The sequence below is a fragment of the Halorhabdus sp. CUG00001 genome (assembly GCF_009797925.1).
Classification (GTDB): Archaea; Halobacteriota; Halobacteria; order Halobacteriales; family Haloarculaceae; genus Halorhabdus.
In genome coordinates this window covers 1,249,803-1,271,245 of record NZ_VOLB01000001.1, presented here as the reverse complement: position 1 = coordinate 1,271,245, position 21,443 = coordinate 1,249,803, and the positions used below count along the sequence as shown (strand labels likewise).

The window sequence follows — 21,443 nt, the reverse complement described above, 5'->3', positions numbered from 1 at the left end:
AAGACACACAGATATCGCACCGATCAGATTCGAACCGCCATCACCGCCTGGATACTGACAGAGCACTTTCGACACCGATCACGCACACTCTCTCCCTCGGGATCACGACAGTACTCGTCGTGGGGTTGTTGATCGCCGCCAACGGCTATCTGGCAGACCAAAAGCAGTATGCTGCCGATACCGTGATCGAGAGTGTCGGCACTGAACTGGCGACGGAACTGGAAACCGTCGGCAGACTGGCCCGCAATAGCCAGCAAGCCTCGTTGCAGGTCAGTCAGCCACGAGATATCGTCTCGAACGCCTACTCCGTGGAGCTACGATCGCCAGGTGAGTGCACGCTCGGCATGGCGGCGAATGCGTGTCTGGTGGTGGAGATTACCCGAAGTGGGGAGAACACGGTCCGTGAATTTCCGGTTCAAAATCGCTCTGACGTCCGGCTCTCGATCGATCGCGTCGATCAATCCACGTTCGGCGTATCGGCCACCAGAACAACAGGCGTGACGACTGATGCTGCCGTCGTCCCGGTCGAGCAGGATTTGCGAGTGGGCGTGGGGGCAGATGTGCGCCGAATCAACTACGGAAACGCTTCTGGGCCGACGAATCGACCACCGATTGCCAAGTTCGAAGTCGAAACCGAGTATCCTGTCAGTGACGAGCCAGTCAAATTTAACGCCTCAGCGAGCCGCGATCCAGACGGGTCGATTGAAAAGTATATCTGGTTCGTCGACGGGATTGACGTCGGCGTCGACAGCGAGACCTACCAGACAACGCTCTCGCCGGGCGAACACAATGTGACACTCAAAGTCGTCGACGATGACGACGCGACGGCGCGGGTGACGCGGAATGTCTCAGTTTCAGGATTGGAGTACAATTCGGACTACACAGTTGCCACTGGAGGTGGTGGTGGGGGTAAGACAGTCTCGTTCTCCTATGAGAACACTTGGTCCGATGAAATCATCGTCAGCCACATCCTCGTAAACCCTGAGTTTTCGAAAAGCGGTGAAGTGAAAATCGATTCGAACAAGTATCCAGAGGTAGTCGTTCAGTGGGATTCTGGATACTACGAGGAATATCGTGAAATTAGTTTCAAAGACAAAGATAAACCAGACGGGAAGATAATCGCGATTGAAGACCCCAGCCAGGTTGAGATTCCCTCGGGTGAGAGTGTTACTGTAACGTTCAACGGGATGAACGGAAATCCTAGCCCGGTAGTCATCGGGATTCGGTATTGGCTTAACGGAGAGTCACACCGGACAATGTTCGAAGGGACTGACCCATGATGGAAAGAGAAGACCAGATGAGGGGTCACAACGAAATAGCGTTATCGGGGACAAATACCCGCTCAGAGGCAAATTCGATCGCTCAATCAAACAACGATTCAGGAAACCAACTACCGACACAGATTCAGATTCGTACCAACGATCGGGCCGTCTCCGACCTGATCGGTTTCATCCTCACGTTTTCGATCATCATGGCGTCGGTTGTGCTGGTTTCGACGGTCGGGTTCGCGCAACTCGACGATTTCAAGACAAACCAACAACTCGACAATGCCGAAAGTGCGTTCGAGATTTTCGCCAACTCTTTCGACTCGATTGAAGAAGGAGGCGCAATCAGCCGCCAGGAATCGCTGGACCTGTATCAAGGTACCATCGAGGTCGAACGATCGTCCACGGCTACGGTGACGATCCATCGATCGAGTAGCCCCGATAGATCGTTCTCAGTCCCACTGAACGCATTGGTGTACTCGAAAGATGCAACGAATATCTCCTATGAAAGTGGGGCTACCTTTCGCGGCCGGGAAAATGGCGGCACAATCAAGCACAAGCCGGGCCTCGTCTGTACAGACGACGTAGCTGTCTTGTCGTTCGTGACGATTCAATCGCCGGAAACGTCCACGGGCGGCGGCGGGGCCTTGGAAGTGACCGCGAGTGCGAACGGAACGGACCTGCTATACCCAGTCAATCAATCCGGCCAGGGGAGCGTCAGTGACGTCGATTGGATCAGCGTCTCGTTCACCTCACCACGTGAGGATGCATGGCTCGATCACTTCGACCGAGCAGAGAACTGGACCGTGTCTGGATCAACAGCACAGTGTGGCAGTCCATCAGATCCGATCGAACGGGCCTTCGTCCGTCGACAGAACATCACGATCGAATTTGGCAGGTGACGACCGCGACGCGCCCTCATACACCGCTCCACTCACCCTCAGCTTTCGATTCTGACGTTGTTGATGTCGACGTCGATGATACCGCTCGGTCGGGCGTTCTCCTCGCTTAGACCGATCGTATAGCGCATGAGCATGATGTTGTCGGTCTCTGACCCGCTCTGTTGGGGGAAGTCATATGCGACGAGGACCTGATTGCTTTCGAGGTTGAGCTGATCCGTCGTCGTATTGTATAGGTTGCTCTCGTTGAGTGCGTCGGTCAGATTCGTCTGCCACTCGGCCGTCTCCCACCCCGATAGATCCGACGTAAACGCCGCGGAATCGTCGTTCGTGTAGACGCTGACGTTGTTGTCTTCGACAGTGGTGCCGTCGGACTTGTTCATCGCCGCACAGCGCGTCACAGGGTACTGGCTTCCGTTGATCGTCTCAGTCTGACTCGTCGCCACCCACCGGTCACACCCGTAGACCGTCGCGCTGAAGTTCACCATCTCGCCGTCGGAGACGGTGAAGGCGTGACTGAACGTCGACGGCGCGAACGGGTCGTTGACGTTGAGGAACGTCTCACCGCCCTGGGTCACGTTCGCTATTCGAGTGACGTCACCGGTAATCTGGGGCGGATGGGTAGAGCCATTCGCCGAGAGGTTCGTCGACATCGGGAGACGACCGACTTGTTTGGTGCTGGAAACGCGTTCAGCAATTGAAGAAAATGCCTCCTCAAGAGCAGAAGCGTTTTTAGCATAGTAGTATTTACCAGTGCCGGCTTTTGCGACATCTGAGAGGAGATCTTCGTCAATCTTCGCACTGTTTCCAAATCCGACTGTATAGCTCGTTATTCCCGAATTACTGGCCAGCTGCGCGACTTTGATAGTAGCGGCGTCTGTTCCTGCTTCATCCCCATCGTATAAATGACCGTTATAGAAATACGATCGGTAAGATTCGTATTTCGTGCCGCTGACCCACCAATCTTCGTAGTGATTATGCTTATTTTTACCATCAGATAGCAGAACGATGATTCTATTCCTATTCTCATTGCTTTTGAGATCTAGTAGCGAGTAGGCTTTCTTCATTCCCCCCGCAGAGTACGTCCATCCCTCCGCTTGAAGACGCTCCAACGTGCCTCCAGACGTGTCATTGAAAGCACTAAAGTCGCTAGTCAACATCAAATCGTTAGTTCGATAGATGCGTCCGAAGTTAGGATGGGGATAGGGGAATCGCCCTGTTGAAGAGGGATTATCCTCATCATACACGTCCGGGACTTCCTGAAATCCGACTAGTCCAACGCGATCCATATCACTATCCAAATATGTAATGAAATTTCGTGCAGATCCCTTAACAGATTCTCGTTTTTCTTGTCCAGAGGGGCCATCATCCCCCATCGACCCGGACTCGTCGACGACGAACACCACGTCGAGCGGTGGCCGCGTCACGTTGTCTGCCTGCGCGATGCGTTGGACGGACCCGATCTCGATGTCGTCTGCGACCGGTTCCGCGTAGACAGTATATGTATTGTTCGCGTCCTTGCTGACGGAGATTCCGTCACTGGTCACCATCACGTCGTCCATGTAGCTGGCTCCAGTCACGTCGACGACGTTGTTCTCGGCGTCGTTCGTCCGCTCGGGCAACGCGCTCTGGTTGAGATAGACCGTTGCCGTTTCCGTACTATCGTCGACGACGAGGTAACTCCCATTCCCGGCCGGCGGCGACGGGCGGACATCCAATCCCGTCTCGCCTGCCAGGTGTTCGCCCCACGCCTGATACATGTCGCTCTGGACCTGCACCGTGACGTTATCGGGGCGCATGCAAGAGCCCTGTAACAGTTTATTCATCGCCGCAGTCGAGTCGGCCGCCGACGAAGTCGCGTTCAAGATCGCCTGGTTGTCTTCGGCGGCGACGCTGCCTGTCATGTTCGTCAGCGACAGGCTAACCTGTCCGTCCTGGATCGAGACGGTCGGCGGCGTGACGATCGAGGCAGCCCCATCCTCAGAGAGTCGCCAGACACCACCCGCTTCGTAGACGATGACCGCTCCAGCCTCGTTTTCCAGCCGGATCGAATCGAGTGAGATATTTGCCGAACACGTCGCGTTGCCGTTGACGGTGACATTGACGTATCCCTGGTCTTGCACCAGATCGGGCGATCGCTGGACCGTCTGGTCTGTTTCGGCGAACGAAAAGCCGACCGCGCGCGATTCGCTTGCGGTCGAGAGCGTTGCCAACCGGGAGTCGACCTCCTGCATCATCGTCTGGGTCGCCTCCGCATCCTGTTGTTCCTGCAGCCCGCCGATTGCAGACGCCCCAAATATCACGATCGCAACGGCCCCAGTCATGACGATGCCGACCAACAGGACGTAGCCGAGTAACTCGGACACACCCCGATCTGCACCCACATTCGACGCTATCAGCCCCCGGCGATTCATTGGTAGTGTACACATGGATCGCGTCGTAGAAGTATAAATGTATTCGAGACTGGCTAACGAGCCCACTGATCGTTCCGCTGCCACGCTTCGGTACTGTGTTGGGTACGTCTCAGTCAGCGCCAGCGGATTGATCCGGCCGGCACCGCACCTGTGTGACGTACGTTTGTGTCAATTCGACCAGGGCAGACCGAAACTCACTCTCAGTCGGATCAGTCGAGAGGTCTCGAAATTGCTCTCGAAAGTACTCGAACCCGAGGTTTGGCGCATCTGTGGCGGCCGCCTGTGCCAAATCGTAGATCCGATGGTCCGGGTCGGCCAGTCCGTGACGCTCGACCAGTGCGACCGCAAACGCTGCGTTGACAGCGGTGATCTCGGGATCGTCGCTACCGCTCGACCGTTCCCACCCGACAGGCTCGCTGGGCCGGTCGATTAGTGCCCCCGCAAGCCCGGATTCGAAGAACCTCGCTAGCTTCGCTGTCGGCGATACGTCGATCCACACGTCGTCAGCGTAGATGTCTCGGGCGTGATTGATGATCTGATAGCACTGGGTGAGCGTTCGTCGCTCGACGCTTCGACCCGCAAGCGCGAGGAAGATGATTTCGTCCGTCGAAAGCGTATGTGATGGATGTCGCTGCTCGTGTTGGTGCATGTGGGCAAACTCGTGTAGCGTCAGCTCCCGTGCCATCACACTGGTCGCTGCCTGCTGGGAGATACTCAGGATGTGGCCATCCGAACCGTGACTGACGCGCGTCCGCTCGTCGGGATCTCGGTGAATCGACACGGACACGGGCTGGTTGAGGCCGTATTCGCTCTCAAAGATGTCTCGCGCCCCGTAGAACGGTTCGGCTGGGCCGGGACCTTCGACCACCAATTCCATGTGTATTGTTCACATGTTTTTGCGGCGTATGACTCTTCTGGCTCCGGCAGCGGCCGGTAGCGAGTTCCGTACCGCTCACCGATTCACTCTGATGTCCTGGCACTGTTGTTACGGTCGGTATTTCCTCTGTTTCGCCGTTCGCGCGTCTTCGATATGCTATCGGCCGAAATCCCGTTGGAAGGTCTTTACCGGTCGTCGTCTATCGAGCGTCCGTGTTCGTCTGTTATTCGCACGCTCACACGGAAACACTACCCTTTTACCGCACCTACCGGTAGAGACCGATATCATGGGCCGACGCAAGAAAATCGTACAGGAATGTGAGACGCTGATGGACAAACCGGAGCACATCCGGAACATCGCCATCGCGGCTCACGTTGACCACGGGAAGACGACACTCACTGACAATCTCCTCGCTGGCGCGGGCATGATCTCCGACGAGACGGCCGGCGAACAGCTCGCGATGGACACCGAAGAGGACGAGCAGGAACGTGGGATCACCATCGACGCGGCAAACGTCTCGATGACCCACGAGTACGAGGGAACCAACCACCTCATCAATCTCATCGACACGCCGGGCCACGTCGACTTCGGCGGGGACGTCACCCGCGCGATGCGGGCCGTCGACGGTGCACTGGTGGTCGTCGACGCCGTCGAGGGCGCGATGCCCCAGACCGAGACCGTCCTCCGGCAGGCACTCCGGGAGGGCGTCAAGCCGACCCTGTTCATCAACAAGGTCGACCGCCTCATTTCCGAACTGCAGGAAGGTCCCGAAGAGATGCAAGAGCGTCTGCTGGGCGTTATCCGGGACGTCAACGAACTCATCCGCGGGATGACCGAGGAGATGGACGACATCGACGAGGACTGGACGGTCTCCGTCGAGGAGGGGACTGTCGGCTTCGGATCCGCACTCTACAAGTGGGGTGTCTCGATGCCCTCGATGCAGCGCACCGGCATGGACTTCGGCGAGATTATGGAACTCGAACGGGCCGACAACCGCCAGGAACTCCACGAACGGACGCCCCTCTCGAACGTCGTGCTCGACATGGTGTGTGAGCACTTCCCGAATCCCGTCGACGCCCAACCCCGTCGTATCCCCCGGATCTGGCGTGGTGACGCCGACAGCGAGGTTGCCGAGCAGATGCAGTTAGTCGACGAGGACGGCGACGTCGTCCTGATGGTCACCGACATCGGTGTCGACCCCCACGCTGGCGAGGTCGCCGCGGGTCGTGTCTTCTCCGGGACGATCGAGGAAGGCCAAGAGCTGTACGTCTCCGGGACGGTTGGCAAGAACCGCGTCCAGAGCGTCGGGGTCTACATGGGCGGGGAGCGCGAGGAAGTTGAGGAAGTTCCCGCCGGCAACATCGCCGCCGTGACGGGCCTAAAAGACGCTATCGCTGGCTCGACAGTTTCCAGCACGGAGATGACGCCCTTCGAGTCGATCGAGCACATCTCCGAGCCGGTCATCACCAAGAGCGTCGAGGCCCAGCGCATGGACGACCTGCCGAAGCTCATCGAGACACTCCAGCAGGTCAGCAAGGAGGACCCGACGATCGAGATCGAGATCAACGAGGACACTGGCGAGCACCTCATCTCCGGGCAGGGCGAACTCCACCTCGAAGTCGTCACCCAGCGTATCGAGCGCAACCAGGGTATCCCGATCACGACCGGCGAACCGATCGTCGTCTTCCGGGAAGCGCCCCAGGAGGAGAGCCGCGAGGTCGAAGGCATCTCGCCGAACCGCCACAACCGCTTCTACATCACGGTTCACCCGCTCGATGAGGACATCGTCGATGCGATCCAGCTCGGCGAGGCTTCCATGGACATGCCCGAGCTCGAACGCCGTGAAGCCCTGCAGGAAGCCGGCATGGACAAGGATACGTCCCAGAACGTCGAGCACATCCACGGCACGAACGTGATCATCGACGACACGAAGGGGATCCAGCACTTGAACGAGACGATGGAACTCGTCCTCGAAGGGATGGAAGACGCCCTCAACGACGGGCCACTCGCGGCCGAGCCGGTCCAGGGCACGCTCATCCGTCTCCACGACGCGCGTCTCCACGAGGACGCCATCCACCGCGGCCCGGCCCAAGTCATCCCGGCAGTCCGCCAGGCCATCCACAATTCCCTGATCGACGCCGAAATCCGGCTGCTCGAACCGATTCAGGACGTCCGCATCGACGTGCCCAACGAGCACATGGGCGCGGCGAGTGGCGAGGTCCAGGGTCGGCGTGGCCGCGTCGACGATATGTACCAGGAAGGCGATCTGATGGTCGTCGAGGGTATCGCACCCGTCGAGGAGATGATCGGCTTCTCCTCAGACATTCGGAGCGCGACCGAGGGTCGGGCCTCCTGGAACACGGAGAACGCCGGTTTCCGCGTCATGGCCGACAATCTCCAGCCCGAGAAGATCACCGAGATCCGCGAGCGCAAGGGCATGAAGACCGAACTGCCCGAAGCGATCAACTACTTCTAGAGACCACCTGGTTTCCACCTTTTTACTTCGGTGGGTTCGCTGCGCGAACCCACCTCGCAAAAATCTGGACCAAAAACTTCCGAGCGCCGAAGGCGCTCGCCGAAACGACGGCGCAAGCGCCGTCGTATGCTTGAGGACAGCCATTTCGTCCATTAAGCTGAAACTCGACCCTACCCCCACTGTCTGTCCCTGTCTCGCCTTTCACGCCAGTAGATATATTTCATCGGACGTCGTGTGTCGTATGGCATGGAGTACACGACACTCGGTTCGACCGGGATGGAGGTTTCAAAGATCGCGCTGGGCTGTATGAGTTTCGGCAGCCAGGACGACTGGATGCTGGATGCGGAAGAGGGCAGGGAACTCGTCGAGCGGGCGATCGACCTGGGCATCAACTTCTTCGATACCGCAAACACCTACTCGTCGGGCGAGAGTGAGGAGATTCTCGGTGACGTCCTTGCTGATTACGACCGTGACGAACAGGTCGTCGCAACGAAGGTCCGGTTCTCTGGAGCCAAAGACCACCGGAATGCGGCGGGACTCTCTCGGAAGACCATCGAGCAGGAGTTAGACCACTCGCTGGATCGGCTGGGTATGGATACCGTCGACCTCTATCAGATCCACCGCTGGGATTACGACACACCCATCGAAACGACGCTGCGGGCACTGGACGATGCGGTCCGACGGGGGCAGATTCGACACATCGGGGCCTCCTCGATGTGGGCCCACCAGTTCCAGCGCGCGCTCCATATCTCAGACCGTGAAGGGCTGGCTCGCTTCGAGACGATGCAGGATCTCTATCATCTGACCTATCGGGAGGAAGAACGCGAGATGTACCCGATCACGAACCGCGAGAACATCGGGGTCATTCCCTGGTCGCCACTCGCAGCCGGGTATCTCACCCGTCCGCACGACGAGTTTACCGAGACCGCGCGCGGCGAGCACGAGATCGATTACGGAACGCCCTATCACGAAGGCCCGGGCAGCGAGGAGATCAACAACCGCGTCGAGGAGCTTGCCGACGAGAAGGGCGTCTCGATGGCCCAGATCGCCCTGGCGTGGCAGTTCCAGAACGAGTACGTCGACGCGCCGATCGTCGGCGTCTCCAGCATCGACCATCTCGAAGACGCAGTTGAGGCCTTAGACATTACGCTGAGTGACTCAGATATCGAATACCTCGAAGAGCCGTACGAGCCGGTGCCGGTGTTCGGCCACGAGTGACCAAGCGGCTGGATGAAACCGGATCACAGCAACGAGCGTACTTTTGCGGCAATTGAACCTCTCAGCGAGCGCTGTTCGCTGAAAAACTGTGCTCGGGAACGGCGCCACAGGTAGGCCCCCACGATACCCAGATTGTAGAACGGAAGGGCGGACAAGGTTGCCCACACTGACGGCACGCCGTCCCAGTCGCTGTGAGTCTTGACGTATCGAGCATCCGTATAGACGAAATACGGAAAGATTCCGATCGTCATGAGGACGAAAAGCGGCCAGGCTATCGTTTCCACATTCGGGACGGTCGCCAGGATTCCGATGCACCCGGTAATGATGCCGATCCCACCGAGTATCTCCGCTCGGCGATCACTCCCGCGGGGCGTCTCCTCGGGTGTGACAACCACAGCGTGAACGCCCTGTCGTTCGACAAAGACTGTCTCGCCATAGAGGTTCGGTAACTCGATGTCGAGTGTGTCGAGCAACCTGGACAGCCCTGTCTCGCTATCGCCGGTGGGCCAGGCAAGATAGGCGGTGGCTGTTTCCATCCCGAAGTCCAGCGTCAGTGCGATTGCCTTTGACGGGTCGCCTTCGAGGGGGTATGTCTCGGGAACCTCCCCGGCCTCGACGTGCTTTGCGTCGGTAACGACTGCGCGTCGCGGTTCGTCAGACGAGCCGCCAGGTGGGCGCTCGAAATGTTCGTCCAACTCGTGGAAGCGTGAAATGGCATCATCAGCTTCTGACTCGCCTTTCGTGGGGCTGGTCGGGCTTTCGAATTCCGTTCGTTCGGTAGTAGCACTGTCGACCGTAGTTGCGGAGGTAGAGTCGCCGCTGTGGGGGGTTTCTGCCGGCACTTCGACGGTCTGTTCGTCGTCTGCCACAGTGTTTATTCGATGTCATATGTGTAAATTCTGTCGATGAACCGAAAGAGTCACCGTGAACGTGATCGAGCAGTCGTGTTCAAGAGATACTTATACCTCCCCGCCTGTGAATCGGATACGATGTACGCGCCCAGACACGCGTCTTCGCCAGTCGAGGTGAGTCTCAGATGAGCGATCCCCAGGACGAAGTCCGGGCGTACACAGTTCGGCTCGAACTCGTCGACGAACCCGGAGAACTCCTCCGGGCGCTGTCGCCCATCGCCGAACACGGCGGGAATCTCCTCAGCATCTACCACGAGCGCGGGAACCTCACCCCGCGTGGGCATATCCCCGTCGAGGTCGATCTGGAAGCGACGCCCGATCGGTTCGACGGGATCGTCGATGCTCTGCGGGACGCCGGTGTGAACGTTATCGAGGCCGGCCAAGAGCGTTACAGCGAGGAACTGACGGTCCTGTTGGTCGGTCACCTCGTCGACACCGACCTCTCAGATACGCTCTCCCAACTCCGGGCTGAGAACGGTGCCGTGGCCGACCTCTCGCTGTCCGCGCCGGAGGGCGTCGAGGAAGCTTCGAGCGCGCGACTCCGGTTACAGACCGAACAGGGGGCTGTCGAGGATACCCTCAATGCGGTGCGATCCGTCGCCGAGGAGAAGGATTTGCGCGTCGTCGAGCCCCTCGCACCCGGGGGTGAGGCCTGATGGACCTCGCGATTATGGGGACCGGCACGGTCGGTAGTTCCGTCGCCGAACTCGCCGCCGAGTACGGCCACACGGTCACTGCGATGGCCAACGTCGATGCCGCAACCATCGACCCCGACGGCGTGGACGTCACCGCGGCACTCGATCGCCAGCGGACCGATGGGATGGCCCACCTTGGCGAGGGCGATCCCGACGAGCTGCTGGCGGCCGAGTACGACGCCCTGATCGAGGTGACGCCTGTCACGCTAGGCGACGCCGAACCCGGATTTAGCCACGTCGAAGCCGCTCTCGAGCAGGACAACCACGTCGTGCTGGCCAACAAGGGGCCGATGGCCGAACGGTACGCCGACGTGCGCGCCCTCGAACGGCAAAGCGCGGGCAGCGTCCGCTTCGAGGCGACCGTCGCCGGCGCGATCCCCGTCCTCTCGACTATCGAGGATTACGGGCCGGGCACGATGACGGCCGTCCGGGGGATCCTCAACGGAACGGCGAACTTCATCCTCTCGCGGATGGCCGCCGAGGGGCTGGACTACGAGCACGTCCTCGCCGAGGCCCAAGATCTTGGCGTCGCCGAGACGGACCCTTCCTTCGACGTCGAGGGGACTGACGCCGCGCTGAAGTGCGTGATCCTGGCGAACGTCCTCGCGCAGGGCGACCGAGCGTACACGCTCGAGGATGCAACTGTCGAGGGTATCAAAGACGTCCCAGGGAGCGCGCTCGAACTCGCCCGCGAGGACGGCCGGACGATCCGGCTCGTCGGCGAAGTGGCCGACGGCGAGGTCCGCGTTGGCCCGCGACTCGTCCCAGAGCACAGCGAACTCGCGGTGACGGGCACGACGAATATCGTCCAACTCGAGACCGAAAACGCAGGCCGGCTCAACCTCTCGGGCCGTGGCGCGGGCGGTCCCGAGACAGCGACTGCCATTCTCTCGGACGTCGGCCGGCTCGAGTGAACACGCTCGATAGAGGACGATCATCGATATTATCAGAAGACACTCATTTGCTTCAGACGGGGCCACCGGCTCGAACAGACCAACGACTGTGGCCCGTACCGTGGGACGCGTTCGCAAACTACCCGACACAATCGGGTCGCGATTTGTGGCGTATCGAAACCGTTTTAATTACTTCTGCCGAACGATTGCGACACAGCGCCTCTGCGCGTGAGATTACAATGAGTGAGGACATAGCGCACCAGAACCTCGCCATCATCGGACACGTCGACCACGGGAAGTCCACTCTCGTCGGTCGCCTCCTGTTCGAGACCGGCAGTGTTCCGGAGCACGTCATCGAGCAGCATCGAGAAGAAGCCGAAGAGAAGGGCAAAGGCGGCTTCGAGTTCGCCTACGTGATGGACAACCTCGCCGAGGAGCGCGAGCGCGGGGTCACCATCGACATCGCCCACCAAGAGTTCGACACTGACAAGTACAACTTCACGATCGTCGACTGTCCCGGCCACCGGGACTTCGTGAAGAACATGATCACGGGCGCGTCCCAGGCCGACAACGCCGTGCTCGTGGTCGCCGCCGACGACGGCGTCCAGCCCCAGACCCAGGAGCACGTCTTCCTGGCCCGTACGCTGGGTATCGACGAGCTCATCGTCGCCGTCAACAAGATGGACCTCGTCGACTACGAGGAATCCCGCTACCGGGAGACCGTCGAAGAGGTCACGCAGCTGCTCAAGCAGGTCCAGTTCAACACGGACAACGCCAGCTTCATCCCGACGTCGGCTTTCGAGGGCGACAACGTCGAGACCCTCAGCGACAATACGCCGTGGTACGACGGGCCGACGATTCTGGAGTCCCTCAACGACCTCCCCGAACCCCAGCCGCCGACGGATGCGCCGCTGCGGCTGCCGATCCAGGACGTCTACACCATCTCGGGCATCGGGACTGTCCCGGTCGGTCGAATCGAGACCGGCGAGATGTTCCCCGGTGACGACGTGACCTTCCAGCCCAGCGACGTGGGCGGCGAGGTCAAGACCGTCGAGATGCACCACGAGGAAGTCGACAGTGCGGGCCCCGGCGACAACGTCGGATTCAACGTTCGTGGCATCGGTAAGGACGACATCCGTCGCGGCGACGTCTGTGGCCCGGCTGAGGAGCCGCCGTCGGTCGCCGAGACCTTCCAGGCGCAGGTCGTCGTCATGCAGCACCCGAGCGTGATTACCGCCGGCTATACGCCGGTCTTCCACGCTCACACGGCACAGGTTGCTTGTACGATCGAGTCTATCGACAAGAAGATCGATCCCTCCTCCGGCGAAGTCGCCGAGGAGAACCCCGACTTCATCCAGTCGGGTGATGCGGCGGTCGTCACTGTTCGACCGCAAAAGCCACTCAGCATCGAGCCGTCGAGCGAGATTCCCGAGCTCGGCAGCTTCGCCATCCGTGACATGGGCCAGACCATCGCGGCTGGCAAAGTGCTCAGCGTCGACGAGCGCGAATAATGCAGCAGGCACGCGTCCGTCTGGCGGGGACGAGTCCCGAGGATCTCGATGCCATCTGCGATGAAGTTGGCGAAATCGCGAACAAGACTGGCGTCGAGCTGTCCGGTCCCGTCCCGCTACCGACGAAGACGCTTGAGGTTCCCGCGCGGAAGTCACCTGACGGCGAGGGGACTGCGACGTGGGAGCACTGGGAGATGCGCGTCCACAAACGGCTGATCGACATCGACGCCGACGAGCGCGCACTCCGTCAGCTGATGCGTATTCAGGTCCCCAACGACGTCAGCATCGAGATCGTCCTCGAAGACTGACTGCGATCCGGCACCATCGGCGTAGTCGGCCCGTCTTGAGGACGTCAATCGCTCTCACGCGTACGCGGGATCGTCGCATTCAACTATCCCCGTCCGCGAACTCTCAGTGCGGGCTCGTAGATCAGTGGCAGATCGCTTCCTTCGCAAGGAAGAGGCCCCGGGTTCAAATCCCGGCGAGTCCATGACGCCCTTTCATCCTGGCGAACTATTGTGGTCGGTTTACCTAGCGAACGACGGAGTTATCCCAATCAGCGCCACTGCTCCCGAAGTCGGATACCTTCTCTAATCGACCAGCTTCGTCTACAGAAGGCACCCAAGATTGCCTATCGTTGTATATCGGCCGCGAAGCATTACTGAGCGGAGTTGGACGTTCATCTCCGATGATGCGAGTGGGATGAGGCCAAGTGGACGGTAAATGGTGGCATTGCCGCGAATCGACAGTTTCCAGGTCGCTTATCGCTGATGGGAATTCGGTTGGGTTCGTCGATACGCTGGAGACTGAACAGTTGCATCGAATCTAACACTACCGAGGAGTGGCCCAAGCGAGACCGTCCGTGCTCTTTAGGCGGCCAGCACAGGGAGACCGATCGTCAACACGAGGCCGACGATAGCGACTGCCCATCCCATTGCGACCTGGCTCGTCGTGTACGCACTCTGGGGGGCAGTACTCCTGTACGGTGGCTCTTGTGCCGGGGGCGTGGGGTTGTTCGGGTCGTACGCCGGGCGGTCTCCGTCGTGGTCGTCGGCCATACGTTTGCCTTCGCGTAGCGAGCACTTCGACTTACCGGAACGAGCAACGTCGGGATGGTTTCTTCGTCGTGAGCAATCGGATGTCGTGTGAACCTATTCAGACCGAGCTGAGGGCGTTCGTGCGGATTACTTTTGACCGTGCCCCGTATAACACGAGCCAGATGACGCTCACCAAACGGATCATCCCGTGTATCGATGTCGACCTCGACGAGGACGGCAATGCAGCCGTCTATACGGGTGTGAACTTCGAAGACCTCCAGTATACGGGCGATCCCGTCGAGATGGCCAAGCGGTACAACGAGGCGGGTGCCGACGAGTTCGTCTTTCTGGACATCACCGCCAGTGCCGAGGGGCGGGCGACGATGCTCGAAACCGTCGAGCACGTCGCCGACGAAGTGTTCATCCCCTTGACCGTCGGCGGAGGGATTCGGACTCGTGGGGACATCAAAGAGACGCTGCGGGCCGGCGCGGACAAGGTATCGATCAACACCGGTGCGATCGAGAACCCGGGTCTCATCGAGGAAGGGGCGACCGCTTTTGGCAACCAGTGCATCGTCATCTCCGTCGATGCCAGGCGGCGCTACGACGAACAGGGCGAACACTACGAGCGAGTCGATGGGGAGTCCGTCTGGTTCGAGGCCACTGTCAAGGGCGGCCGCGAGGGGACGGGAATCGATGTTATCGAGTGGGCCAGGGAAGCCGAACAACGCGGTGCAGGTGAGCTATTCGTCAACTCGATCGACGCCGATGGGACCAAGGACGGCTACGACATCCCGCTGACGCAGGCGGTCTGTGACGCCGTCGACACGCCGGTGATCGCGTCTTCGGGCTGTGGTGGACCCGAAGACATGTACGAGGTATTCACTGAGGCCGGCGCAGATGCGGGACTCGCGGCTTCGATCTTTCACTTTGGCGAATACTCGATCGAGGAAACCAAACAGTACCTCGACGAGCACGAGGTACCGGTCCGGCTGTGAACGAGTGGCTCGACAGACAGGGTGGTGCTGGGGTGGAAGTCACGAGAGTTTTGTACGTGTAAGTCGGCCGTACGGACATGAAGTGGCGCTGTCCGCAGTGTGGCAAACCACACGAGCGGAACGATCCGCCGTGTGATAACTGCGGACATCACAATTTCGAGCGGGCCGTGGTCCCCGAGGCACCGAACAGCGACCGGGAATCGTTTGTCTGGGTCTGTGCGGAATGTGGCCGACAGCACCAGCGTAACAACCCACCGTGTGCCCGCTGTGGACACGGGATATTCGAGAAACAGCCCCTCGAAGCCGAGGAGATCGATCTGTCGACGCGTGGCTACCTCGATCTGATCGGCCGGGTGGAACTAGCAGCCATTGGCGTGCTGATCGGATTACTCGCCGTCGGCGCGCTTGCGATCACCGGAGTCGTAACGGTGCCCGGACTCACGCCCCAGGGGCCGCCGACCGTCGAGAACGTACCCGGCAACGCCACTGCGGCTGACGGACTGTCTCTGGGGGACGTCGAGACTGCGTATCTGGCGGGACTCAACGACCGCCGTGGGGCCGCTGGGAGTACCCCGCTCGAGCGGGCCGCGACGCTCGATGCGGTCGCCACGTACTACAACCAGCACCGGGTCAAGTCCGTCTACGGGGACGGCACGCTACCCGCACGTGACGAACTCGAGGCAAACTTCGCTGTCCAGTGTCGGGCAAGCATCTACTCCCTCGGACCGGTCCAACCGAACTGGACGTCCGTCGATTCGCCGGCAGCACTCGGTGAAACGCTGGCTACCGACCGACTGGTAGATGAAGCTGGCACCGTCCAGCGAACAGCGAGTCGGACGGGTATCGACATGCATCGCGCGCCGGATGGCACGCTCTTCGTTACCCAGGTTATCTGTTAACCAGTCATCGAAGTCACACGCAAAAACTAGCAATACATATAACTGGTCAATCGGCTGACCGAGTGCAAACGAATAGAAACATCCATACAATACTTCGGAAAACGTTGCCTGAATGCCGTCGTTATCTTACGAACCGGTCACGTACGAGGAACTGTCGCCCGATCGACGACCCACTCTCACCCAGGCGCTCGTCCCGATCGGCGTCATGCTGGGATTACTCACGCTGTGGATGGTTTTCCTCCCGATCGAAGAGCCCAGTCCGCACATGCCGCTGCTGTGGAGTGGCACGTTTACTGGCCTGATCGGGTGGTACTGGTTCGACCGCAGTTGGGAGGAACTCTACGAGGGGATCATCGACGGCCTCCAGATGGGTATGCAGGCAATCTTGATCCTGATGATCGTCTACATGCTCATCGCATCCTGGATCGCAGCGGGGACGATCCCGACACTGATCGTCTACGGGTTAGAAGTGCTCACTCCGTCGGTGTTTTTGCCTGTCGCGGCCGTGCTGGCCTTCGGAACTGCGTTTACGGTCGGCTCGTCTTGGACGACCGCTGGGACACTCGGGGTGGCCTTCATCGGGATCGGGACCGGGCTGGGTATCCCGGAACCGATGACGGCTGGGGCCGTTCTCAGTGGGGCCTACACTGGCGATAAGATTTCGCCGCTGTCGGATACGACGAACCTCGCGGCGGCCGTAACTAACACCGATCTCATGGACCACGTCAGCGCGATGCGTGTCGGGACCGGGGTCGCATTCGGCCTCTCGGTACTCGCTTATGCCGTGCTGGGCCTGCAAGCAGGGGGTGAGATCCCAGTCGGGCAACTCGAGACGATCATCACGGGACTCGAAGGCTCGTATACGATTTCTGCGCTGACGTTCGTCCCCTTCGTCGTCGCGTTTGCACTCGCATTGCGTGGCTATCCGGCGATCCCCGCGCTGTTGGCTGGTGTCTTCGTCGGTGCTGGGACGGCCGTGGTCGTGCAGGGACTCGCGCCGGTCGAGGCCTGGCAGACGATCCACTTCGGGACTGAGCCCGCGACCGGCGTCGAGTCGATCGACAAGCGGCTCGCAGTTGACGGCCTCTCGGGGGCGATGTGGGTCATTTCACTGGTGATGATTGCACTGTCGCTGGGTGGCATCTTCGAACGGACCGGCATCTTGGCAGTCCTCGCCCACGGGCTCGCACGAACGATCCGCGGGGTCGGGAGCCTCACGATCGGGACGGCCGTCTCTGCGTTCTCGATGAACGTGCTGGCGGCCGAACAGTACATGAGTATCGTCGTCCCGGGATTGACGCTGCGAAACCTCTACGACGAGTACAACTTGGACAGTTCGAACCTCTCCCGGGCGATCGAGGCGGCCGGCACGACGACCAGCGCACTGATCCCGTGGACGACCGGGGGTATCTATATGGCTGGCGTGCTCGGCGTCCCGACGCTCGAATACGCGCCGTACTATCTGCTCGGCTTTCTCTCACCGCTCGTGTTGATCGTGATGGGCCTGACTGGCTGGCAGATTCGATTCCAAGAACACGCCGGAGAATCTGCTGGGCCGTCAGTAGCCGACGTCCAGCCGAACGTCGACGACAATTGAATTACGCTGCAGTGTCGTAGGCCGTTTCGAGGGCGTCGGCTTTCTCGACGACGCGTTCGGCCCCCGTCTCGAGGGCGTCCAGGGCATCGGTGTCGTCGTCGGTCTTGATCGTGAGAATGGGATCGGTCTGTCCACCGGACTGCTCGGGATTCATGTCGTAGGTCGCGGCGGCAACGCCGTCGGTTTCGAGCAACGCGCCTTTCAGTACGTTCATGAAGGTGTGATCCTCGCCTGCGACCTCGATCGATAGGGAGGTGTCGCCCTTTTCGATGACCCGTAGTTCCATGCCCGAACCTACGGCCTCGCGCGCATCAACGTTACGCTACAGGACCGAATGCTGACCCGATGCGGGCGGTTCGACGGCCCGGGAGAGCCTTCCAGGGGATCGAGACGGCTTGGTAAGGGTTAAACGTCGGGACCGGAAACAGGACGGTATGAGCGAGAGCCAACAGAAACGGACGCAGAAGTGTGTCTCCTGCGGGATCAACATCTCGGGGACCAACGCCGCTGCGTTCGACTGTCCCGACTGCGGACGCCGCATCTACCGGTGTCCGACCTGTCGCAAGCAGAGTACGCTGTACGAATGTCCCGAATGCGGGTTCACGGGCCCGTAACGACACGCACATAACTACCTACCGCAAGTCATACCCATGGGAAAAGTAGCAGCCGCGATCAAGGTGATGCCGGAAAGTCCCGAAATCGATTTGGACGCCCTCGAGGACCGCCTCGAACAGTCCCTCCCCGAAGGCGCAAAGATCAACGGGTTCGACCGCGACGACGTCGCGTTCGGCCTCGTCGCGCTCATCCCGACGGTCGTCGTCCCTGACGACGCTGGCGGGACCGAGGCCGTCGAGGAGGCCTTCTCTGACGTCGAAGACGTCGAGAGTGTCTCCGTCGAGGACGTCGGCCGCCTGTAGGGCCGGAACGCACGTTTTATAAGTCCAACCGGATTATCGAACTCCAAGAATGCCCAGTTCGAACGGACCACTCGAAGGCACGCGTAACAAGCTCAAAAACGACCCGCGAGAGCGCGGCACCTCGCCGCCGGACCAGGCTGTCGAATCGTTCGACATCGGCCAGAAAGTCCACCTGGCGATCGACCCCAGCGTCGCTGACGGCCGATTCAACCCGCGATTCTCGGGCCATACCGGCGAAGTTACCGGTGAACAGGGGAAAGCCTACAAGGTGCAGATCAACGACGGCGGCAAGGACAAGACCATCATCGTCAAGCCCGCACACCTGCGCGCACAGACCGAGGACTGAGGGATGACGATCTTCAAGGAGAAGCTCAACGAGGAGTTTCTCACCTTCGCCGAGGCGAAAGAACTCCTCGTAGACATCGAGCACGAGCGTGCGGCCGACGAAGACCGGGAGATGCGCTACGAGCTGACCCGCGCGATCGAGCACGTCAACCGCTTTGCGACACTCGATCCCGAGGAGTCCCGAGAGTTCGCCGAGGAGTTGCTCGACCTAGAGAAAGTCGACGAGCCGACCGCCTACAAGATCGTCAACCTCCAGCCACGCGACCGGGACGAACTCCGTGCGATCTACGCCCAAGAGCGATACACGCTGGACGGCGACGAACTCGACGCGATTCTCGACGTGGTCGCAAAGTACGTCTGATTCCCTGCCGGCAACGGGATCCGGCCGTCGCGATGCCCGGCAGGCCCGCGTGATTTTAAGTGCCCCCTCACCGTAGCGATGGGACATGAGTACCGACGGAAGCGACTCGGATCCTGGCCGGGCCGTGATTCTCGATCATCTCCCACACGGTCGTTCGGAAGACGACCGCCCCCAATACCAGAAACAACCCCTCGCCTACGCGGTAACTACCGAGAACTTCCGGCTGGTCGAGTTGACCTTGCTCGCAGACGCGAGCCTCTCGATCGGCGACCGAATTTCCATCGAGACGGATATGATCGACGTCATGCGGGACGTCGAGTACGAGGATCTCTCGGGTGGTGCACAGTCAGAACTGGACTACGCCATCGAGGAGATCATCGAGGACAACGAGCAGCGCTTCGTCGATTTCTTCAACGACGCCCAGCCGATCACGACCCGCCTTCACGCGCTGAACCTCCTGCCGGGGATCGGCAAGAAACTCCGGAACACGATCCTCGATGAACGAAAGCGCAAGCCATTCGAGAGCTTCGCGGAACTGGCAGACCGCGTTGGCGGTCTGCACAACCCACAGGAGGTACTTGCTGACCGGATCATGGACGAGATTCGTGAAGAAGACCTCAAATATCGGACGTTCGCCCGTCGCGAGGAATGAACGACGGTACCGAGAGCGATCCGGCGGCAAGCGGACACCGAGATCCGGACGCGCTGCTCGCCCGCGCCGGGGCCGCTGGCAATCCCGACCGCGACCAGCACTTCCTCGTCGACGATCGGGTCCTCGACCGGATTCCGACCTACGCGAGGGAGGCCGCTGTCGATTGCTCGCACGTGCTGGAGATCGGCGCCGGGAATGGCGCACTTACCGATCGACTACTCGCCGTCGCCGATCGTGTGACGGCAATCGAGCGCGACCCCGATCTGGCGGCGTTTCTCCGCGAGGAGTTCGCCGACGCGATCGGCGAGGGTCGGCTGACGGTCATCGAAGGCGACGCCCTCGAGGTCGAACTGCCCGCATACACTGCGTCGATCTCGAATCTGCCCTACGGTGCCTCCAGTGAGATCCTCTTCAGGCTGCTCCCGGACGGCAACCCACTGATCGCGATGGTCCAACAGGAGTTCGGAGAGCGGATGGCCGCCGCGCCGGGAACCGACGAGTACGGCCGACTGTCGGTGACGGCGGGCCACTACGCCGACGTCGAACTCGTCGAGCCGGTCCCGCCAGAAGCATTCTCGCCGCCACCAGCCGTCGACAGCGCGATCGTTCGGGCACTCCCGGGCGAGCCCGACTACACCGTTCCCGACGACGCATTCTTCCTGGACTTCGTGAAGGCGGTGTTCACCCAGCGACGCAAGACCGTCCGGAACGGGATCCGGAATACGGCCCACATTTCCGGGTTGGACGATCCCGGCGCGGTCGTCGAGGCCGCCGACGAGGAACTGCTGAGCAAACGGGCCGGCAAGCTCCCGCCTGCCGAGTTCGCCCAGTTGGCAACCCTGGCGTACGATGTCGGCCTTAACGATGACTGACGACGAGGCGTCGACCGAACGGGACGACGATCGCCCGGCCCTGGCCGAACAGCGCAGCGTCGATTCGGTTTACGGGGCAAGCGAGGACTCCCACCTGCTCGCGGAGGCCGTCGTCGAGGCGGTCGAAGCGGGCGAGCGCGCTCTGGATGTGGGGACTGGCTCGGGCTATGTCGCCGCTGCACTCGCCGAGGCTGGCGTCGACGTGGCTGGCACGGACCTGAACCCGGCAGCCTGTCAGCAGGCACGCGAAGTGGGGATTCCGGTCGCGCGCGCGAACCTGCTCGATCCGATCCCCGCCGATGCGGTGGATGTGGTGGCGTTCAACCCGCCGTATCTGCCGGCCGACCCCGACACGGACTGGGGCGACTGGATGCAAACGGCGCTCTCGGGTGGTGAAGACGGGCGTGCCGTGGTCGATCCATTCCTTACAGATGTCGCACGGGTGCTTCGGGAGGGTGGACGGGCGTTCCTGCTCGTCAGCAGCCTCACCGGGATCGAGGAGGTTCGCGATTTTGCTAGAGAGCAGGGCCTTGGCTCGTCGATCGTCGCCGAGGACTCCTTCCCTTTCGAGCGGCTAGTCGTTTTGCGGTTGGCCCCCGATTGACG

At 60.6% G+C, this 21,443-nt stretch carries 23 protein-coding genes and 1 tRNA gene; 19 read left to right on the top strand and 5 right to left on the bottom strand.

The window, feature by feature from the left end:
• The first annotated feature begins 344 nt into the window (after positions 1-344).
• Positions 345-1,280, top strand: a complete 936-nt coding sequence (locus tag FR699_RS06360; protein WP_158854786.1) for a PKD domain-containing protein — start codon at positions 345-347, stop codon at positions 1,278-1,280.
• A 191-nt stretch (positions 1,281-1,471) separates the two neighbouring features.
• Entirely contained in the window at positions 1,472-2,167 is a 696-nt protein-coding gene (locus tag FR699_RS06355) for a hypothetical protein (RefSeq protein WP_158854784.1), read from the top strand.
• 38 nt (positions 2,168-2,205) lie between these two features.
• Here FR699_RS06355 and FR699_RS06350 read toward each other — a convergent pair whose 3' ends face one another.
• Positions 2,206-4,530, bottom strand: coding sequence for a vWA domain-containing protein (locus FR699_RS06350; protein WP_158854782.1), 2,325 nt, complete (start codon positions 4,528-4,530; stop codon positions 2,206-2,208).
• Between the two features lie 157 nt (positions 4,531-4,687).
• Positions 4,688-5,455 (bottom strand): DUF5781 family protein, encoded by a 768-nt coding sequence (locus FR699_RS06345; protein WP_154551245.1) that lies wholly within the window; start codon positions 5,453-5,455, stop codon positions 4,688-4,690.
• A 286-nt stretch (positions 5,456-5,741) separates the two neighbouring features.
• On the opposite strand from FR699_RS06345, the gene FR699_RS06340 reads away from it, so the two are divergent.
• Together FR699_RS06340 and FR699_RS06335 are read left to right on the top strand one after the other, a co-directional pair.
• Positions 5,742-7,931 carry an elongation factor EF-2 gene (locus FR699_RS06340; protein ID WP_154551246.1) on the top strand — a complete coding sequence of 730 codons (2,190 nt, stop codon included), beginning with the start codon at positions 5,742-5,744 and terminating at the stop codon, positions 7,929-7,931.
• 246 nt (positions 7,932-8,177) lie between these two features.
• Entirely contained in the window at positions 8,178-9,149 is a 972-nt protein-coding gene (locus FR699_RS06335) for an aldo/keto reductase (protein WP_154551247.1), read from the top strand.
• A gap of 23 nt (positions 9,150-9,172) precedes the next feature.
• Here FR699_RS06335 and FR699_RS06330 read toward each other — a convergent pair whose 3' ends face one another.
• Entirely contained in the window at positions 9,173-10,018 is an 846-nt protein-coding gene (locus FR699_RS06330) for a hypothetical protein (RefSeq protein WP_158854780.1), read from the bottom strand.
• A 167-nt stretch (positions 10,019-10,185) separates the two neighbouring features.
• On the opposite strand from FR699_RS06330, the gene FR699_RS06325 reads away from it, so the two are divergent.
• The 5 genes from FR699_RS06325 to FR699_RS06305 all read left to right on the top strand — a co-directional run bounded on the left by FR699_RS06325 (position 10,186) and on the right by FR699_RS06305 (position 13,649).
• Positions 10,186-10,716 (top strand): amino acid-binding protein, encoded by a 531-nt coding sequence (locus FR699_RS06325; RefSeq protein ID WP_154551249.1) that lies wholly within the window; start codon positions 10,186-10,188, stop codon positions 10,714-10,716.
• Positions 10,716-11,669, top strand: a complete 954-nt coding sequence (locus FR699_RS06320) for a homoserine dehydrogenase (RefSeq protein WP_158854778.1) — start codon at positions 10,716-10,718, stop codon at positions 11,667-11,669. The genes FR699_RS06325 and FR699_RS06320 overlap by 1 nt, the downstream gene beginning before the upstream one ends.
• 218 nt (positions 11,670-11,887) lie before the next feature.
• Positions 11,888-13,159 carry a translation elongation factor EF-1 subunit alpha gene (tuf, locus tag FR699_RS06315; RefSeq protein ID WP_154551251.1) on the top strand — a complete coding sequence of 424 codons (1,272 nt, stop codon included), beginning with the start codon at positions 11,888-11,890 and terminating at the stop codon, positions 13,157-13,159.
• Positions 13,156-13,467: a 30S ribosomal protein S10 gene (gene rpsJ, locus FR699_RS06310; protein ID WP_199268329.1), complete on the top strand. Its 312-nt coding sequence runs from the start codon at positions 13,156-13,158 to the stop codon at positions 13,465-13,467. Before tuf ends, rpsJ begins: the two co-directional genes overlap by 4 nt.
• Positions 13,468-13,577: 110 nt before the next feature.
• Positions 13,578-13,649: transfer RNA gene (locus FR699_RS06305), tRNA-Ala, on the top strand.
• 379 nt (positions 13,650-14,028) lie between these two features.
• Here the strand turns inward: FR699_RS06305 and FR699_RS06300 are convergent.
• Positions 14,029-14,217 (bottom strand): hypothetical protein, encoded by a 189-nt coding sequence (locus tag FR699_RS06300; protein ID WP_154551253.1) that lies wholly within the window; start codon positions 14,215-14,217, stop codon positions 14,029-14,031.
• A 161-nt stretch (positions 14,218-14,378) separates the two neighbouring features.
• Between FR699_RS06300 and hisF the strand changes: the two genes are divergently transcribed.
• The 3 genes from hisF to nhaC all read left to right on the top strand — a co-directional run bounded on the left by hisF (position 14,379) and on the right by nhaC (position 17,690).
• On the top strand, positions 14,379-15,194 hold the full coding sequence (hisF, locus tag FR699_RS06295; protein ID WP_154551254.1) for an imidazole glycerol phosphate synthase subunit HisF: 816 nt from the start codon (positions 14,379-14,381) through the stop codon (positions 15,192-15,194).
• A gap of 77 nt (positions 15,195-15,271) precedes the next feature.
• Positions 15,272-16,093 carry a hypothetical protein gene (locus FR699_RS06290; protein ID WP_158854776.1) on the top strand — a complete coding sequence of 274 codons (822 nt, stop codon included), beginning with the start codon at positions 15,272-15,274 and terminating at the stop codon, positions 16,091-16,093.
• 112 nt (positions 16,094-16,205) lie between these two features.
• Positions 16,206-17,690: a Na+/H+ antiporter NhaC gene (gene nhaC / locus FR699_RS06285; protein ID WP_158854774.1), complete on the top strand. Its 1,485-nt coding sequence runs from the start codon at positions 16,206-16,208 to the stop codon at positions 17,688-17,690.
• 1 nt (position 17,691) lies between these two features.
• On the opposite strand, the gene FR699_RS06280 is transcribed toward nhaC, so the two are convergent.
• Positions 17,692-17,976, bottom strand: a complete 285-nt coding sequence (locus FR699_RS06280; protein WP_154551257.1) for a DNA-directed RNA polymerase subunit L — start codon at positions 17,974-17,976, stop codon at positions 17,692-17,694.
• Between the two features lie 148 nt (positions 17,977-18,124).
• Here FR699_RS06280 and FR699_RS06275 point away from each other — a divergent pair, with 148 nt between their 5' ends.
• The 7 genes from FR699_RS06275 to FR699_RS06245 all read left to right on the top strand — a co-directional run bounded on the left by FR699_RS06275 (position 18,125) and on the right by FR699_RS06245 (position 21,441).
• Complete coding sequence (locus FR699_RS06275; RefSeq protein WP_154551258.1) at positions 18,125-18,304, top strand: HVO_2753 family zinc finger protein; 180 nt, start codon at positions 18,125-18,127, stop codon at positions 18,302-18,304.
• A gap of 36 nt (positions 18,305-18,340) precedes the next feature.
• Complete coding sequence (locus FR699_RS06270) at positions 18,341-18,607, top strand: elongation factor 1-beta (protein ID WP_154551259.1); 267 nt, start codon at positions 18,341-18,343, stop codon at positions 18,605-18,607.
• A 49-nt stretch (positions 18,608-18,656) separates the two neighbouring features.
• Positions 18,657-18,953 carry a 50S ribosomal protein L21e gene (locus tag FR699_RS06265; RefSeq protein WP_154551260.1) on the top strand — a complete coding sequence of 99 codons (297 nt, stop codon included), beginning with the start codon at positions 18,657-18,659 and terminating at the stop codon, positions 18,951-18,953.
• Between the two features lie 3 nt (positions 18,954-18,956).
• Entirely contained in the window at positions 18,957-19,313 is a 357-nt protein-coding gene (locus tag FR699_RS06260) for an RNA polymerase Rpb4 family protein (RefSeq protein ID WP_154551261.1), read from the top strand.
• 85 nt (positions 19,314-19,398) lie between these two features.
• Positions 19,399-19,965: a DUF655 domain-containing protein gene (locus tag FR699_RS06255; protein WP_158854772.1), complete on the top strand. Its 567-nt coding sequence runs from the start codon at positions 19,399-19,401 to the stop codon at positions 19,963-19,965.
• Positions 19,962-20,837, top strand: coding sequence for a 16S ribosomal RNA methyltransferase A (locus FR699_RS06250; protein WP_158854770.1), 876 nt, complete (start codon positions 19,962-19,964; stop codon positions 20,835-20,837). The genes FR699_RS06255 and FR699_RS06250 overlap by 4 nt, the downstream gene beginning before the upstream one ends.
• Positions 20,830-21,441, top strand: coding sequence for a HemK2/MTQ2 family protein methyltransferase (locus tag FR699_RS06245; RefSeq protein ID WP_154551264.1), 612 nt, complete (start codon positions 20,830-20,832; stop codon positions 21,439-21,441). Before FR699_RS06250 ends, FR699_RS06245 begins: the two co-directional genes overlap by 8 nt.
• Positions 21,442-21,443 lie beyond the last annotated feature (2 nt).

Bases quoted from the DNA above. Each gene is read 5' to 3' on its own strand.
- FR699_RS06360 (WP_158854786.1), top strand. From the start codon at position 345: ATGGCGGCGAATGCGTGTCTGGTGGTGGAGATTACCCGAAGTGGGGAG.
- FR699_RS06355 (WP_158854784.1), top strand. From the start codon at position 1,472: ATGGCGTCGGTTGTGCTGGTTTCGACGGTCGGGTTCGCGCAACTCGAC.
- FR699_RS06345 (WP_154551245.1), bottom strand. From the start codon at position 5,455: ATGGAATTGGTGGTCGAAGGTCCCGGCCCAGCCGAACCGTTCTACGGG.
- FR699_RS06340 (WP_154551246.1), top strand. From the start codon at position 5,742: ATGGGCCGACGCAAGAAAATCGTACAGGAATGTGAGACGCTGATGGAC.
- FR699_RS06335 (WP_154551247.1), top strand. From the start codon at position 8,178: ATGGAGTACACGACACTCGGTTCGACCGGGATGGAGGTTTCAAAGATC.
- FR699_RS06325 (WP_154551249.1), top strand. From the start codon at position 10,186: ATGAGCGATCCCCAGGACGAAGTCCGGGCGTACACAGTTCGGCTCGAA.
- FR699_RS06320 (WP_158854778.1), top strand. From the start codon at position 10,716: ATGGACCTCGCGATTATGGGGACCGGCACGGTCGGTAGTTCCGTCGCC.
- tuf (WP_154551251.1), top strand. From the start codon at position 11,888: ATGAGTGAGGACATAGCGCACCAGAACCTCGCCATCATCGGACACGTC.
- FR699_RS06300 (WP_154551253.1), bottom strand. From the start codon at position 14,217: ATGGCCGACGACCACGACGGAGACCGCCCGGCGTACGACCCGAACAAC.
- hisF (WP_154551254.1), top strand. From the start codon at position 14,379: ATGACGCTCACCAAACGGATCATCCCGTGTATCGATGTCGACCTCGAC.
- FR699_RS06290 (WP_158854776.1), top strand. From the start codon at position 15,272: ATGAAGTGGCGCTGTCCGCAGTGTGGCAAACCACACGAGCGGAACGAT.
- nhaC (WP_158854774.1), top strand. From the start codon at position 16,206: ATGCCGTCGTTATCTTACGAACCGGTCACGTACGAGGAACTGTCGCCC.
- FR699_RS06280 (WP_154551257.1), bottom strand. From the start codon at position 17,976: ATGGAACTACGGGTCATCGAAAAGGGCGACACCTCCCTATCGATCGAG.
- FR699_RS06275 (WP_154551258.1), top strand. From the start codon at position 18,125: ATGAGCGAGAGCCAACAGAAACGGACGCAGAAGTGTGTCTCCTGCGGG.
- FR699_RS06270 (WP_154551259.1), top strand. From the start codon at position 18,341: ATGGGAAAAGTAGCAGCCGCGATCAAGGTGATGCCGGAAAGTCCCGAA.
- FR699_RS06265 (WP_154551260.1), top strand. From the start codon at position 18,657: ATGCCCAGTTCGAACGGACCACTCGAAGGCACGCGTAACAAGCTCAAA.
- FR699_RS06260 (WP_154551261.1), top strand. From the start codon at position 18,957: ATGACGATCTTCAAGGAGAAGCTCAACGAGGAGTTTCTCACCTTCGCC.
- FR699_RS06255 (WP_158854772.1), top strand. From the start codon at position 19,399: ATGAGTACCGACGGAAGCGACTCGGATCCTGGCCGGGCCGTGATTCTC.
- FR699_RS06250 (WP_158854770.1), top strand. From the start codon at position 19,962: ATGAACGACGGTACCGAGAGCGATCCGGCGGCAAGCGGACACCGAGAT.
- FR699_RS06245 (WP_154551264.1), top strand. From the start codon at position 20,830: ATGACTGACGACGAGGCGTCGACCGAACGGGACGACGATCGCCCGGCC.